The following is a 13,505-nucleotide window of genomic DNA, read 5'->3' as shown; positions in this document are numbered from 1 at the left end:
CTTTAAGAAGAAGTTTCGACCAGTCTACGTTGGGGTAGAAGTCGGGGTCTAGTCCTCGAGAAGAGCGTCTGGAGCTTCAGCCACCTCGCCCTCGGCGTCGTCGCCATCTTCATGTACGTAGGGGTAGAGGTCGCTGTCGGGAACAACATCAACCTCTATGGCCAGAGCCTCGGCTTCCAGCCCCAGGACGCTGCCCTCCTGGCTACAATCTACTGGGGCCTGATGCTCGTCGGTCGTCTCTGTGGTAGCTTCCTCAGCAGCATCAGCGCCAACAAGCAGCTCACCATCACCGCTAGCGGCGCTGGCCTCCTCGTCCTCGGAGGTATGCTCCTGGACAATCCCTACCTCCTCGTCGGTGCTGGGCTCTTCCACTCCGTCATGTGGGGAGCTATCTTCTCACTGGCGATCGACAAGCTGGGTAAGTACACCTCGGCTGGCTCTGGCGCGCTGATGATGGGTATCGTCGGTGGTGCTATCCTACCTTTCGCACAGGGTATCCTCGCCGATAGCCTCGGTGGCTGGCAGTGGACCTGGATCATCGTCGTAGTGGCAGAGGCCTATCTCCTCTTCTACGCGCTGAGTGGTCACAAGGTCAAGCAGCTCCCCTAAGCACGCTACTAAGCATCACTCCCCATGCTCCTCGGCGCCACACGCGCTCCTGGAGCATGGGGAGTCTCCTCTACACACACATATCAATACACAGACACAAGACATGGACACGACACAGATCCGCAGCAAGTTCGCCGAGCTCTATGGCGAGCCTGGCATCCTCTTCACCTCCCCTGGACGTATCAACCTCATCGGGGAGCACACCGACTACAACGGTGCCTTCGTCTTCCCCGGTGCGGTAGACAAGGCCATGGTCGCTGAGATCCGCCTCAACGGCACCGACCGCGTACGCGCCTATGCCCTTGACCTGGGCGAGAGCGCAGAGTTCGGTCTCAGAGAGGAGGACGCTCCTGAGCAGTCCTGGGCTCGCTATATCTTCGGCGTCTGCCGCGAGATCCAGAAGCGCGGCGGCAAGATCGGTGGCTTCGACACGGTCTTTGCTGGCGACGTGCCTCTGGGTGCTGGGATGTCTTCTTCGGCTGCGCTGGAGAGCACCTTCGCCTTCGCGCTGAACGACCTCTTCCACCTCGGCATCGAGAAGATGGAGCTGGCCAAGATCGGCCAGGCTACTGAGCACAATTACATCGGGGTCAAGTGTGGCATCATGGACCAGTTTGCCTCGGTCTTCGGCCAGGCAGGCAAGCTCATCCGTCTCGACTGTAAGAGCATGGAGTACGAGTACCACCCCTTCGATCCTAAGGGCTATCGTCTGCTGCTCGTAGACTCCGTCGTCAAGCACGAGCTCGCTAGCTCGGCCTACAACAAGCGCCGCGAGAGCTGCGAGGCTGCCGTCGCTGCTATCGCTAAGCGTCACCCCGAGGTCAAGTTCCTCCGTGACGCCTCCTTCGCCATGCTCGACGAGGTGAAGGCTGAGATCAGCGAAGAGGACTACAAGCGTGCCTCCTACGTCATCGGCGAGGTAGACCGCGTACTGGCTGTCTGCGATGCCCTCGACAAGGGCGACTACGAGACCGTAGGGCAGAAGATGTACGAGACGCACCACGGCATGAGCAAGCTCTATGAAGTAAGCTGCGAAGAGCTGGACTTCCTCAACGACCTAGCCAAGGAGCTGGGCATCACGGGCTCGCGCGTCATGGGCGGCGGCTTCGGTGGCTGCACCATCAATCTCATCAAGGACGAGCTCTATGACCGCTTCGTCGCTGAGGCTAAGAGCCGCTACGAAGCTAAGTACGGCCGTACGCCTAAGTTCTACGACGTAGTCATCTCCGACGGCTCGCGTCGTCTCTAGGAGCGACTCCACCTATATCCAATGTGGCAGGCCGCTGCTCCTCACGCGAGGGGCAGCGGCCTGTCCTATTCGGCGACGTCCTAGAGCCTACGCTACTGACTGGTATCAGTGAGCGCGCTGAGGGGCGTCCATCAGCGCGCTCACTGCCGTCCCTCAGCTTCCTGACTGACACCCGTCAGAGCGCTCCGACTATAGCCTAAAGAAAGGCCTCCCAGCATCCGCCCGCGGGGAGTCCTTCCCCGAAGCACCCCCACGAGCTTGGAGTAGCCCTTTGTAAGGCTAATTAGGACCTCTTCCCCCGCCGTGAATTGGGCTGTGCCCTAGCTACACGCATCTTGCTGCCCCTAGGGTGATTAAGGCTAAAAACGTATCTTTGTAGCACTTTTGAGACCAGAGCGAGGCAAGAGCGCCGCGTGCGTGCACCCTCTGAGACAATTAGACCTAAATAGAATAGATACGCTATATGAGCTTCAAATTCCCTGAATACGAGGGGCTCAACCTCTCGGGAATCAACAAGTCCGTGCTACAGCGTTGGCAGGACGAGCACCTCTTTGACCGTAGCCTCCAGCTCCGTGAGGGAGCCCCTTCCTTCGTCTTCTACGAAGGACCTCCCTCGGCTAATGGGATGCCTGGCATCCACCACGTCATGGCGCGCTCGATCAAGGATATCTTCTGCCGCTACAAGACGATGAAGGGCTATCGCGTAGATCGCAAGGCGGGCTGGGATACCCACGGCCTGCCCGTAGAGCTAGGCGTAGAGAAGGCCCTCGGTATCACCAAGGAGGACATCGGGAAGAAGATCAGCGTAGACGAATATAATGCCGCCTGCCGCCGCGAGGTGATGAAGTACACGCAGGAGTGGGAGGAGCTGACCCGCCAGATGGGCTACTGGGTCGACATGGAGCACCCCTACATCACCTACGACAACCGCTACATCGAGACCCTATGGTGGCTGCTGGGCGAGATCTATCAGAAGGGGCTCCTCTACAAGGGCTTCACCATACAGCCCTACTCCCCTGCTGCAGGTACGGGCCTTAGCTCGCACGAGCTGAACCAGCCAGGCGCCTACCGCGATGTCAAGGATACGACCTGCGTGGCGCTCTTCAGCATCCTCGACCCGAAGGCTGAGCTCCTCGGGCACGGCGCGCCCTACTTCATGGCCTGGACGACCACGCCCTGGACGCTGCCCTCCAATACCGCCCTCTGCGTCGGCCCCGAGATCGACTACGTAGCCGTACGCACCTTCAATCCCTACAGCGGCGAGCCCATCACGGTCGTCCTCGCCGAGCAGCTGCTCCACAGCTTCGTCTCCTCCGAGCACGAGGGAGAGGAAGCGCTAGCCGCCTACCAGCCTGGAGACAAGAAGCTCCCCTACCTCATCGTAGCCCGCTACAAGGGGCAGGAGCTCGTCGGCACCCGCTACGAGCAGCTCCTCCCCTGGATGCGTCCCGACGGTGAGGCCTTCCGCGTGATCGCTGGCGACTTCGTCAGCACGACCGATGGTACAGGGATTGTACACATCGCCCCCACCTTCGGGGCCGACGACAGCAAGGTGGCTAAGGCCGCTGGCATCGCTGGGCTCACAGTGCTGGACCGCGAGGGCAACATTCGCCCCATGGTCGACATGCAGGGGCGCCTCTACCCGCTGGAGCACCTAGACGAGCAGTTCGTCCGTGACTTCGTGAACGTAGATCTATATAAGGAATACGCTGGGCGCTTCGTCAAGAATGCCTACGACGATACGCTGGGGGATGACGATGAGACGCTCGACGTCACGATCGCCCTCCTACTAAAGGGGCAGGGCAAGGTCTTCCGCATCGAGAAGCACGTGCACTCCTACCCCCACTGCTGGCGCACGGACAAGCCCGTCCTCTACTATCCGCTGGATAGCTGGTTCATCCGCTCCACGGCTTGCCGCGAGGAGATGATGCGCCTGAATGAGACCATCAATTGGAAGCCTGAGAGCACGGGTACGGGCCGCTTCGGCAAGTGGCTGGAGAACCTCCAGGACTGGAACCTCTCCCGTAGCCGCTACTGGGGCACACCGCTCCCGATCTGGCGCACCGAGGATGGTAAGGAAGAGCGCTGCATCACCTCCGTCGCCGAGCTCTATGCCGGCATCGAGGAGGCGGTAGCTGCGGGCTTCATGGCCGAGAATCCCTGGAAGGACTTCGAGCCTGGGGTCTACACCGAGGAGAACTATCAGAAGATCGACCTCCACCGCCCCTATGTGGACGACATCATCCTCGTCTCCCCCTCGGGCAAGCCTATGCGTCGAGAGAGCGACCTCATCGACGTGTGGTTCGACTCAGGTGCTATGCCCTACGCTCAGGTGCACTATCCCTTCGAGAACAAGGAGCTGCTGGACAGCGGCCGCGTCTTCCCCGCAGACTTCATCGCTGAGGGCGTAGACCAGACGCGCGGTTGGTTCTTCACCCTGCACGCCATCGCTACGATGGTCTCGGGGACGAACTCCTACAAGGCCGTCATCTCCAACGGGCTCGTGCTGGACAAGAACGGCAACAAGATGAGCAAGCGTCTCGGCAATGCCGTCGACCCCTTCGCGACGATCGAGCAGTACGGCTCCGACCCGCTGCGCTGGTATATGATCAGCAACTCCTCGCCTTGGGACAACCTCAAGTTCGACCTTGAGGGCATCGACGAGGTGCGCCGCAAGTTCTTCGCCACGCTCTACAACACCTATCAGTTCTTCGCGCTGTATGCCAACCTCGATGGCTTCGACACCGAGGCGCCACAGGTAGCCCTGAGCGAGCGCGCCGAGATCGACCGCTGGATCCTCTCCAGCCTCAACAGCCTCATCCTCGAGGTAGACGGCGACCTCAACGACTACGAGCCCACGCGTGCCGCCCGTGCTATCAGCGACTTTGTATCCGAGCAGCTGAGCAACTGGTACGTGCGCCTCTCGCGCCGCCGCTTCTGGGCTGGGGAGATGACCACGGACAAGCTCGCCGCCTATCAGACGCTCTACAGCTGTCTCGTGACGGTCGCCAAGCTCATGGCCCCCATCGCGCCCTTCTACGCTGACCAGCTCTACCGCGACCTCGTCTCGGGCCGTGCAGATGCTACCGAGAGCTCGGTACACCTAGCGGACTTCCCCGTAGCGGATCGCAGCTGCATCAACAGCTCGCTGGAGCGTAGCATGGCCCTCGCCCAGTCCATCTGCTCGATGGTGCTCGCCCTGCGCCGCAAGGTCAGCATCAAGGTACGCCAGCCCCTACAGCACCTACTCATCCCCATCGTCAACGAGGAGGACAAGCTCGCCATCGAGCCCGTCGTACCGCTGATCCTGAGCGAGGTGAACGTCAAGGAGCTCAAGTTCGTCTCCGACGGCGACGGCGTCCTGGTCAAGAAGATACGCCCTGACTTCAAGCGCCTCGGCCCACGCTACGGCAAGATCATGAAGGCCATCGCGGCCACCGTCGCCGAGCTGAGCCAGGAGCAGATCTCCACGATCGAGCGTACGGGCTCCCTCCAGCTGACGATCGCCGACACGCCCGTCGTCATCGAGCGCGAGGACGTAGACATCTACTCTGAGGACATCCCTGGCTGGCTCGTAGCCAACGAGGGGACGCTCACCATAGCCCTAGACATCACGCTCACCGAGGAACTTCGCCTCGAGGGCACGGCGCGCGAGCTGATCAACCGCATACAGAACCTGCGCAAGCAGAGCGGCTACGAGGTCAGCGACCGCATCACGATCGTGCTCCCCGAGGACGATGAGCTCACGCGTGTGCTCGCTGTATATGCCTCCTACATAGCCAAGGAGGTACAGGCCGACAGCATCACCCAGAGCGCTAGCCTCAAGCCCACAGCAGAGCTAGAGCTAGACGACAAGCAGCTACCTATAGCTATCCAACGAGTCAATTAACCGTACTTCGTCCCACCATCCAGCCTCTCGGGGCCGTATGGTGGGACTTACTCCACTACCCCTATCCTATGAGTATCGAAAAGACTGCGTACACTGAGGAAGAACTTCAGGAATTCCGCGAACTCATCGAGGCCAAGCTCGAGCAGGCCATCCGTGACTACGAGCAGCTGCGTGAGAGCGCTACTAATTCCTCTGAGAATGACGTCGCAGACACCCTCCCGACGTTCAAGGCCGTGCACGAAGGTGCTGCCTCCCTCTCCAAGGGCGAGGCAGGGCGCATGGCCGAGCGTCTGCTCAAGTTCATTCATAACCTACAGGCCGCACTGCGCCGCATCGAGAACCGTACCTACGGCGTTTGCCGTCAGACGGGGAAGCTCATCCCCAAGGAGCGCCTACGTGCTGTCCCCCACGCGACGCTGAGCATCGAGGCCAAGCTCAACGAGAAGAAGTAACATGACATCAAGCAAGGGCACTAGCAAGGCTCTAGTCCTATGTAGCGGGCTCATCCTCCTACTCCTCATCATCGACCAGGCCTCCAAGATCTGGGTCAAGACCTCTATGGTAGAGGGCGAGATGATCGAGATCGCCTCGTGGTTCAAGCTCTACTTCGTGGAGAACGAAGGCATGGCCTATGGCATCACGATAGGGAGCAAGCTGCTACTGACGCTCTTCCGCATCATCGCGATGAGCGCTGGGCTATACTACCTCATCCGCATCATACGGATGCAGCGCTTCTCGCTGGGCTTCTTGCTCACCCTATCGCTGGTCATCGCCGGAGGCTTCGGCAACATCATCGACTGCCTCTTCTACGGCGAGATCTTCAGCTCCAGCAGAGGCGCCGTGGCGCAGCTGGTACCCTGGGGCTCTGGCTACGGGGACTTCCTCCACGGCAAGGTCGTAGACATGCTCTACTTCCCCATCATCCGCACCACCTATCCCGAGTGGAGCCCGGTGCACGCGGGGGAGCCCTTCATCTTCTTCAGCCCGATCTTCAACTTCGCTGACGCCTGTATCTCTGTCGGGGTAGTACTCCTGCTGCTCTTCTACAGACGCAGCTTCTCGCTCGCCCTAGAGCTCCTCTCGCCCCAGCGCACTGAGGAGACAGACAGCACAGCCCAGTAGTATGGCTCGTCCCTCGCGTCACGTATCCTCCCTAGCGCTAGGCTGCGGCCTCGTGCTGAGCCTCAGTCTCCTCTCGAGCTGCGGCTCCAAGCCCTGGAAGCGGCTTGGGGTCAAGACGATGCAGGAGCTGCTACCAGAGATGGTCATCGCCGAGCAGAACTTCGCGGAGCGTAGCCTCCCCGACAGCCTGCGCCTAGTGGGCTATGCGGCTATCCTTGGCCGCCACGATGCTACGCTCGCCGACTGGGACAGCTCACTCGTATGGTACAGCCAGCATGACCTCGAGAGCTACAAGGACATCTACGACGCAGCGCACAAGGAGCTCGAGCAGCGGCGGCAGCTCCTGCAGGCTCGTAGCGACAGCCTCTCCGCCATCCAGGCCAAGCTCTGGCAGTGGCAGGCGGGCAACGTCGACTCCGTGAACCTACTGCGGGATAGCGTCAGCTTCCACGCGGGGAAGGCCTACCTGGAGCGGAGCTTCAGCTACACGCCCGACCAAAGCTACGCTGGGGGCACGGAGCTGGCCTTCGTCCTGCGTCTCTCGGGGCAGCCTGCGCAGGCCAAGCGGCCGCTACGTATGCAACTCAGCCTATGCTGTACGGACTCTACGGTGGTACGCAAGACGCTTGAGCTCAAGGCCCCAGGCAAGCTCTACCGCATCAGCCTCCGCGTCCCTGAGGGCAAGCAGATGCGCTCCTCCTTCGGCCGCGTCGTAGGCTACGTCCCCCAGCTCCCCAAGCGCGGCTTCTGGGCGATCGACAGCTTCAGCTTCGTTCGCTACTCTACGGCAGCGCTCGCGGCACCACCTCCCAGCCTAGAGCGTGCAGATACCCTGCGGGATGCCCCTCCTCTAGGCAATGACGTCCCCCCACCTCCGACGACGGCGGATACGGAGAGCAGCTTCTAGTACGTTGGTATGATGCCCTCTCCTCCCCCTAGCTACGTGAGCCACTACCTACAGGTAGGCTCCCTACTCTGCCCCATGGTGCTGGTACGTCCGCTCGAGTATGGAGGCTTCGAGCTCGAGCCCTTCACTGGCGAGTGTGCTCGTACCGTCTTCCTCGAGGGGACGCTCCGACTGGAGGCTCCGACCTGCCCCTTGGCTACCGAGCCTCGTCGCGCCCCACTCGCCGAGCTGCAGCAGCTCCTCGCCGAGCATAGCGGCTGGCAGCTCCTCCGACCCTCCGTCCAGTAATCACTTACGGTCCCACACATCTAACACCTCATTACCGATGACTAATAGAAAGGTACGCGTACGCTTCGCCCCCAGCCCTACGGGAGCGCTCCACATCGGCGGCGTGCGCACAGCACTATATAACTACCTCTTCGCTAAGCGCCACGGCGGCGAGCTCCTGCTGCGCATCGAGGATACCGACAGCCAGCGCTTCGTCCCTGGGGCGGAGGCCTACATCATCGAGGCCCTCCAGTGGCTCGGGATCCACTTTGACGAAGGAGTAAGCTATGGCGGCGACTGCGGCCCCTACCGCCAGAGCGAGCGCCGAGATATCTACCGCAAGTACGTGCAGCAGCTCCTCGATGCAGGCAAGGCCTACATCGCCTTCGACACGCCCGAGGAACTCGAGGCGCAGCGCAAGGCGCAGGCCAACTTCCAGTACGACGCTACGACGCGCGGCTCGATGCGCAACTCCCTGACGCTCCCTGCTGAGGAGGTCGAGCGCCTCATCGCAGCAGGCCAGCAGTACGTGGTACGCTTCCTCGTCGAGCCCAATGTGGAGGTCGAGGTCGACGATATGATCCGCGGGCGCGTCAGCTTCAACAGCTCGGTGCTCGACGACAAGGTCCTCTACAAGAGTGCTGATGACCTGCCCACCTACCACCTGGCCAACATCGTGGACGACCATCTGATGGACATCTCCCATGTCATCCGCGGCGAGGAATGGCTGCCCAGCTCCCCGCTGCACGTGCTCCTCTACCGTGCCTTCGGCTGGGAGGACACGATGCCCCGCTTCGCCCACCTAGCGCTCCTGCTCAAGCCCGAGGGCAATGGCAAGCTGAGCAAGCGTGATGGCGACCGCCTTGGCTTCCCTGTCTTCCCCCTGCGCTGGATCGATCCCAAGACGGGGGACGTCTCCTCAGGCTACCGCGAGAGCGGCTACCTGCCCGAGGCCGTGGTGAACTTCGTCGCGCTCCTAGGCTGGAATCCCGGTATGGAGCACAGCGAGGTCATGAGCATGGAGGAGCTGATCCAGTACTTCAACATAGAGAAGTGCAGTAAGGCTGGGGCTAAGTTCGACTACGAGAAGGGCAAGTGGTTCAACCACCACTACATCCAGGAGGCGTGCAACGAGCGCCTAGCGGAGCTGCTCCGTCCGCGCTTCGAGGAAGAAGGCATCAGCTACGATCAGGCCTTCGTCGCTAAGGTCATCGCGCTCGTCAAGGAGCGTGCTCAGACGCTGCCCGAGCTCTTCGATCAAGCCCTCTTCTTCTTCGTCGCGCCTATGGAGTACGACCCCAAGACGGTCTCCAAGCGCTGGAAGGAAGATAGCGCCGCCCAGATGCGTGCCCTTGCGGAGCTGCTGGCAGGGCTCGAGCCCGAGCTCCCCGCAGACAGCACTGAGGAGCAGGTCAAGGCCTGGATCGAGCGTGAGGGCTACGGCCTCGGGGCAGTGATGAACTGCTTCCGTCTCGCTCTGGTAGGTGCTGCCAAGGGCCCCCACCTCTTCGACATCACAGCGCTCCTCGGCAGGGAGGAGACCCTGCGTCGCCTCGAGCGCGCGATTAACCAGCTAGGCTAAGTCACCGAGTTTGAAGAATCCGCTCTATAGCTTCGCAGGTATCCTTGCCTCGGCAGGGCTACACCTAGCGGCACGCTTCAGTCCCAAGGCACGCCTCATCATCGAGGGGCGCAAGGACACACCGCTGCGCCTCGGGCGACTGGACGCGACACGTCCCGTCGTATGGTTCCACGCCTCCTCGCTCGGCGAATTCGAGCAGGGGCGTCCCCTCATGGAGGCTGTGCGCCGCACGCATCCCGAGTATCAGATCCTGCTGAGCTTCTTCAGCCCCTCGGGCTACACTGTACGTCAGGACTACGCGGGGGCCGATGTGGTCGTCTATCTACCCTCCGACCGCAGCTCCTCCGTCCGTCGATTCCTTGACCTAGCGCGCCCGTCCAAGGCCATCTTCATCAAGTACGACTTCTGGCCGACGATGCTCTACGAGCTGCGGGAGCGTGGGATACCGACCTATCTGATCTCGGCGATCTTCCGCCCCGACCAGCTCTTCTTCCGCCCCTGGGGCAAATGGTACCTGCGCCTGTTGACGCTCTTCGAGCGGCTCTATGTACAGGATGAGGACTCACGCCAGCTGCTCCAGCGACACGGCATCACGGCCGTCTCTGTGGCGGGGGACACGCGCTTCGACCGCGTCATCGAGATCGCCAGCACAGCCCGAGCGATCCCCGAGGCAGCTGCCCTAGAGGGCAAGGTACTCGTCGCGGGCAGCACTTGGCCTGAGGACGAAGCGATCCTACTCCCCTACTTCAACCGCCTGGGCAAGGAATACAAGCTCATCATCGCGCCTCACGAGATCCACGAGGAGCACCTCCAGGCCATTGAGGCACAGCTTACCCGCCCCTCCATACGCTACAGCCAGCTGCAGGCGGGAGCGACAGGGGACTACGACTGCCTCATCATCGACTGCTTCGGGCTGCTCTCCTCCATCTACCGCTACGGGCGCTACGCCTGGGTCGGAGGAGGCTTCGGCAAGAGCGTGCACAATACGCTGGAGGCAGCCGTCTACGGCATCCCCGTCTTCTTCGGGCCCGAGGTGCACAAGCATCGTGAGGTGCGTGAGCTCATCCAGCGCGGCCTCGGCTTCGTACTTCATAGCGAGGAGGACTTCGCTGCCCTACTGCAGCGCTTCGACGACGAGGCCGCTTGCCGCGAGGTCGCCCAGCAGCTTGAGCACTTCTTCGCCGAGCAGCGCGGAGCCACCGAGCAGCTCCTCAGCGAACTCTTCTAGGATAAGTCCTATATAAAAGCGAAGCCCCCGCATCTGAGGAGATGCGGGGGCTTCGCTTTTTAGATCGCTGAGATCCCGAGGCTAGTAGACGGCCTTATAGCGGCTAGGGGTAAGGCTGGGATCGAAGAACCACAGCTGTAGGTCCAGTAGGTCCAGCACCAGCTGAGGCTGTAGTTCAGCGCGCAGCTGCTCGAGCTGTCGGCCGAAGCGGGGCCGCGGCAGATGGACGAAAAGCATCAACTCGGGGCTCTGCTGACACAGCTCCTGGAGCTGGGACGTCAGCTCGTCCAGCTCCGTACCCTCCGTGGGCCAGCTCTCGAGGATGAGGCAGCTCCGCGGGGCGAGCTCCTGCGTCTGAGACTCCAGCTCGAGGCAAGGCAAGCCCGACTGCTCTAGGTAGCACGGCAGCATGCTCACGGCAGCTGCTCGGTAGGCAACCTCACTAGGGCGAAGCTCCTGCAGGAGGCGGTAGATGAGCTCCAGCGCCGTAGGGCTACGCAGCGCCTCCTGCGAGAGGCTACGCGCACGGACTCGGAGCTCCTCACGCAGCGGAGCGAAGCAGTAATAGGGACGGCGATTACGTATCACGCGATGGATCAGCCCGAAGGCAAAGGGCGAGTGCACGCCGTCGCCACGCTGATTCAGCAGCAGGCGCTTAGCTCGCTTGAGGCCTTGCCCGAGCTGCAGCTTCGCCCCTAGTCGCGGCAGGCGGCGACGTAGGCGCGTGAGGCTAGGCCTGCGCACCTTCTACTGCATGAGGCACGCCCTCAGCGCGCAGATAATAATAGAGCTGGGCAAAGTAGAGCCGCAGCACCGGATAGGAGATATAGATGCCGAGGACGAAGCTCGAGGCGAGGAAGCTAAGCCCCAGCGCAAGCCCCAAGGCCGCGAGCTGGAGGTAGAAGTGCCCCTCCGTCAGACGCCACGAGGCACGCAGTGCGGCCCCTAGCCCAAGGCCTTGGTCTACACTCAGGTTAGGAGCAAAGCTGAAGCGCAAGAGGAGGTAGGCACCAGGCACGAGCATGAGGCTACCCCCGACAAGGAAGACCAGCTGGAGTACCAAGGCTAGGCCCATATAGGGCAGCCAGCGGCGTAGCGCCTCCTTCCAGGGCAGGCGGTAGCTGCGGTCTCCCGTCTTGATCATCCCGAGCGTCGTCTGGGTCAGCCTGAGGTCAAGGAGCTGAGTGAGGCACCACCAGAGGAGGATGGGGAGGATGTAGCCCAGTAGCGATAGCCAACTATTCCCCTGCTCTAGGCCCAGCAGCAACTTATCTAGAGGAAGGATGCTCCATACCCAGAAGCTGGCTAGGCAGAAGATATAGAGGAAGGTCAACCATACGAGCCCCCGACGGCGCGTCAGGAGCAGCCAACTGTGCCGCAGCGCACGCCGATGCTCGAATGGTGGGAGAGGATGCTGTATCATAATGGAATAAGTTAATCGAGATTGACTCAAAAGCAACAGGACAAAGATACGGAATAAGGCTCCTTAGCGCAAGCAAACGCCGCTTCCCTGCTGGAGCTAAGGCCCCATACCGCCCGCTTAGCCCTTAGCCTAGCTTACGGAGAGACGAGCCAGCACCTCAGCCCCAGCAGCGCTCGGCTATGGGGGAGCGCCCGTGAGGGATATCAGCCAGCTCGCTGAGAGACGTCCCTGACGAGCGCGAGGAATATCAGCCAGGAGTCTAAGGGATATCCATCACAGCGCTGTGGCAAGGATGTCGGCGCACTGAGCCTCAGCTCGGGCCGCACTAAGGGCCTACTTAGAGGCCCTTTAGCGTTCTAAAAAACAATAGCTTAGCAGGAAATATCGAGAAGGCAGAGGTTGCTTCGCCTACCTCAGTAGCCTAGCCTGAGGAGCGGTGATCGCTTAGGGCTAGTAGCCTCGCTCAAAGGACGAAGTGCAAGCCTTCCCCAGCCCTTAGAGCAGCGCGCTCGAGGCGAGGTGGCAGTCAGTAGGCTTCGTGTGCGCTCTATGTGCGGTAGTATCAGATAGTTTTTATACCTTTGTGGCACTTTTCACCCGCCCATCTGCGCGGCGACTCTACACGAGGGGCATGGCAGGGGCGGACGAGAGGTAACTCGTGTGTAATAATTAGTATGTTTAACTCAATGGAAAATTTGAACGCTATCAAGCCACTCCAGGACTTCAACTGGGATGAGTTTGAGCAGGGAGAAGTCTTTGGCACTGGCTCGCGCCAGGAGCAGGAAGCAGCCTACGAAAGCACCCTCAACAAGGTGAAGAACCAGGAGGTTGTAGTAGGTACAGTCACGTCTATCAACAAGCGCGAAGTAACGGTCAACATCGGCTTCAAGAGCGAGGGGACGATCAGTGCCTCCGAGTTCCGCTACAACCCTGAGCTGCAGGTAGGCGACAAGGTAGAAGTCTTCATCGAATCGCAAGAAGATAAGAAGGGCCAGCTCGTGCTCTCGCACCGACAGGCTCGCATCGCACGCAGCTGGGATCGTATCAACGAAGCCCTCGAGAAGGACGAAGTGGTACGAGGCTACGTCAAGAGCCGTACGAAGGGCGGTATGATCGTCGACATCTTCGGTATCGAAGCCTTCCTCCCAGGTTCACAGATCGACGTACGTCCTATCCGTGACTACGATGCCTATGTAGACAAGACCATGGAGTTCAAGATCGTCAAGATC

General features: G+C 61.0%; 12 protein-coding genes. 10 read left to right on the top strand and 2 right to left on the bottom strand.

Features of this window, described 5'->3' with window-relative positions; genetic code table 11:
- Positions 1-111: 111 nt before the first annotated feature.
- From Q0248_RS02545 to Q0248_RS02505, 9 genes are all read left to right on the top strand, one after another.
- Positions 112-609 carry a hypothetical protein gene (locus tag Q0248_RS02545; RefSeq protein ID WP_299319369.1) on the top strand — a complete coding sequence of 166 codons (498 nt, stop codon included), beginning with the start codon at positions 112-114 and terminating at the stop codon, positions 607-609.
- Between the two features lie 103 nt (positions 610-712).
- Positions 713-1,858 (top strand): galactokinase, encoded by a 1,146-nt coding sequence (gene galK / locus Q0248_RS02540; RefSeq protein ID WP_299319367.1) that lies wholly within the window; start codon positions 713-715, stop codon positions 1,856-1,858.
- 463 nt (positions 1,859-2,321) lie between these two features.
- Positions 2,322-5,747 carry an isoleucine--tRNA ligase gene (ileS, locus tag Q0248_RS02535; RefSeq protein ID WP_299319364.1) on the top strand — a complete coding sequence of 1,142 codons (3,426 nt, stop codon included), beginning with the start codon at positions 2,322-2,324 and terminating at the stop codon, positions 5,745-5,747.
- A gap of 68 nt (positions 5,748-5,815) precedes the next feature.
- Complete coding sequence (locus tag Q0248_RS02530; protein ID WP_211789447.1) at positions 5,816-6,199, top strand: TraR/DksA C4-type zinc finger protein; 384 nt, start codon at positions 5,816-5,818, stop codon at positions 6,197-6,199.
- Between the two features lies 1 nt (position 6,200).
- The gene (locus Q0248_RS02525; RefSeq protein ID WP_299319360.1) at positions 6,201-6,869 is read left to right on the top strand and encodes a lipoprotein signal peptidase; all 669 of its coding nucleotides are present in this window, start codon (positions 6,201-6,203) and stop codon (positions 6,867-6,869) included.
- Between the two features lies 1 nt (position 6,870).
- Complete coding sequence (locus Q0248_RS02520) at positions 6,871-7,776, top strand: DUF4296 domain-containing protein (RefSeq protein ID WP_299319357.1); 906 nt, start codon at positions 6,871-6,873, stop codon at positions 7,774-7,776.
- A 36-nt stretch (positions 7,777-7,812) separates the two neighbouring features.
- Positions 7,813-8,064 (top strand): hypothetical protein, encoded by a 252-nt coding sequence (locus Q0248_RS02515; RefSeq protein WP_299319355.1) that lies wholly within the window; start codon positions 7,813-7,815, stop codon positions 8,062-8,064.
- Positions 8,065-8,101: 37 nt separating this feature from the next.
- Positions 8,102-9,625 (top strand): glutamate--tRNA ligase, encoded by a 1,524-nt coding sequence (gltX, locus tag Q0248_RS02510; protein WP_299319352.1) that lies wholly within the window; start codon positions 8,102-8,104, stop codon positions 9,623-9,625.
- 10 nt (positions 9,626-9,635) lie between these two features.
- Complete coding sequence (locus Q0248_RS02505) at positions 9,636-10,853, top strand: glycosyltransferase N-terminal domain-containing protein (RefSeq protein ID WP_299319349.1); 1,218 nt, start codon at positions 9,636-9,638, stop codon at positions 10,851-10,853.
- 81 nt (positions 10,854-10,934) lie between these two features.
- Here Q0248_RS02505 and Q0248_RS02500 read toward each other — a convergent pair whose 3' ends face one another.
- Both Q0248_RS02500 and Q0248_RS02495 read right to left on the bottom strand, forming a co-directional pair.
- Positions 10,935-11,597 carry a hypothetical protein gene (locus tag Q0248_RS02500; RefSeq protein WP_299319346.1) on the bottom strand — a complete coding sequence of 221 codons (663 nt, stop codon included), beginning with the start codon at positions 11,595-11,597 and terminating at the stop codon, positions 10,935-10,937.
- A complete protein-coding gene (locus tag Q0248_RS02495) occupies positions 11,584-12,276 on the bottom strand; it encodes a hypothetical protein (protein WP_299319343.1) in 693 nt (230 codons plus the stop codon). The genes Q0248_RS02500 and Q0248_RS02495 overlap by 14 nt, the downstream gene beginning before the upstream one ends.
- A 686-nt stretch (positions 12,277-12,962) precedes the next feature.
- Between Q0248_RS02495 and Q0248_RS02490 the strand changes: the two genes are divergently transcribed.
- A partial coding sequence (locus tag Q0248_RS02490; RefSeq protein ID WP_299319341.1) for a S1 RNA-binding domain-containing protein occupies positions 12,963-13,505 on the top strand: 543 nt, incomplete at its 3' end.

It is taken from the genome of uncultured Porphyromonas sp. (assembly GCF_938046015.1).
GTDB lineage: Bacteria > Bacteroidota > Bacteroidia > Bacteroidales > Porphyromonadaceae > Porphyromonas.
Note: the sequence above shows the minus strand (reverse complement) of the source record. Positions and strands in the feature narration are given on the sequence as shown.

Bases quoted from the DNA above. Each gene is read 5' to 3' on its own strand.
- Q0248_RS02545 (WP_299319369.1), top strand. From the start codon at position 112: ATGTACGTAGGGGTAGAGGTCGCTGTCGGGAACAACATCAACCTCTAT.
- galK (WP_299319367.1), top strand. From the start codon at position 713: ATGGACACGACACAGATCCGCAGCAAGTTCGCCGAGCTCTATGGCGAG.
- ileS (WP_299319364.1), top strand. From the start codon at position 2,322: ATGAGCTTCAAATTCCCTGAATACGAGGGGCTCAACCTCTCGGGAATC.
- Q0248_RS02530 (WP_211789447.1), top strand. From the start codon at position 5,816: ATGAGTATCGAAAAGACTGCGTACACTGAGGAAGAACTTCAGGAATTC.
- Q0248_RS02525 (WP_299319360.1), top strand. From the start codon at position 6,201: ATGACATCAAGCAAGGGCACTAGCAAGGCTCTAGTCCTATGTAGCGGG.
- Q0248_RS02520 (WP_299319357.1), top strand. From the start codon at position 6,871: ATGGCTCGTCCCTCGCGTCACGTATCCTCCCTAGCGCTAGGCTGCGGC.
- gltX (WP_299319352.1), top strand. From the start codon at position 8,102: ATGACTAATAGAAAGGTACGCGTACGCTTCGCCCCCAGCCCTACGGGA.
- Q0248_RS02495 (WP_299319343.1), bottom strand. From the start codon at position 12,276: ATGATACAGCATCCTCTCCCACCATTCGAGCATCGGCGTGCGCTGCGG.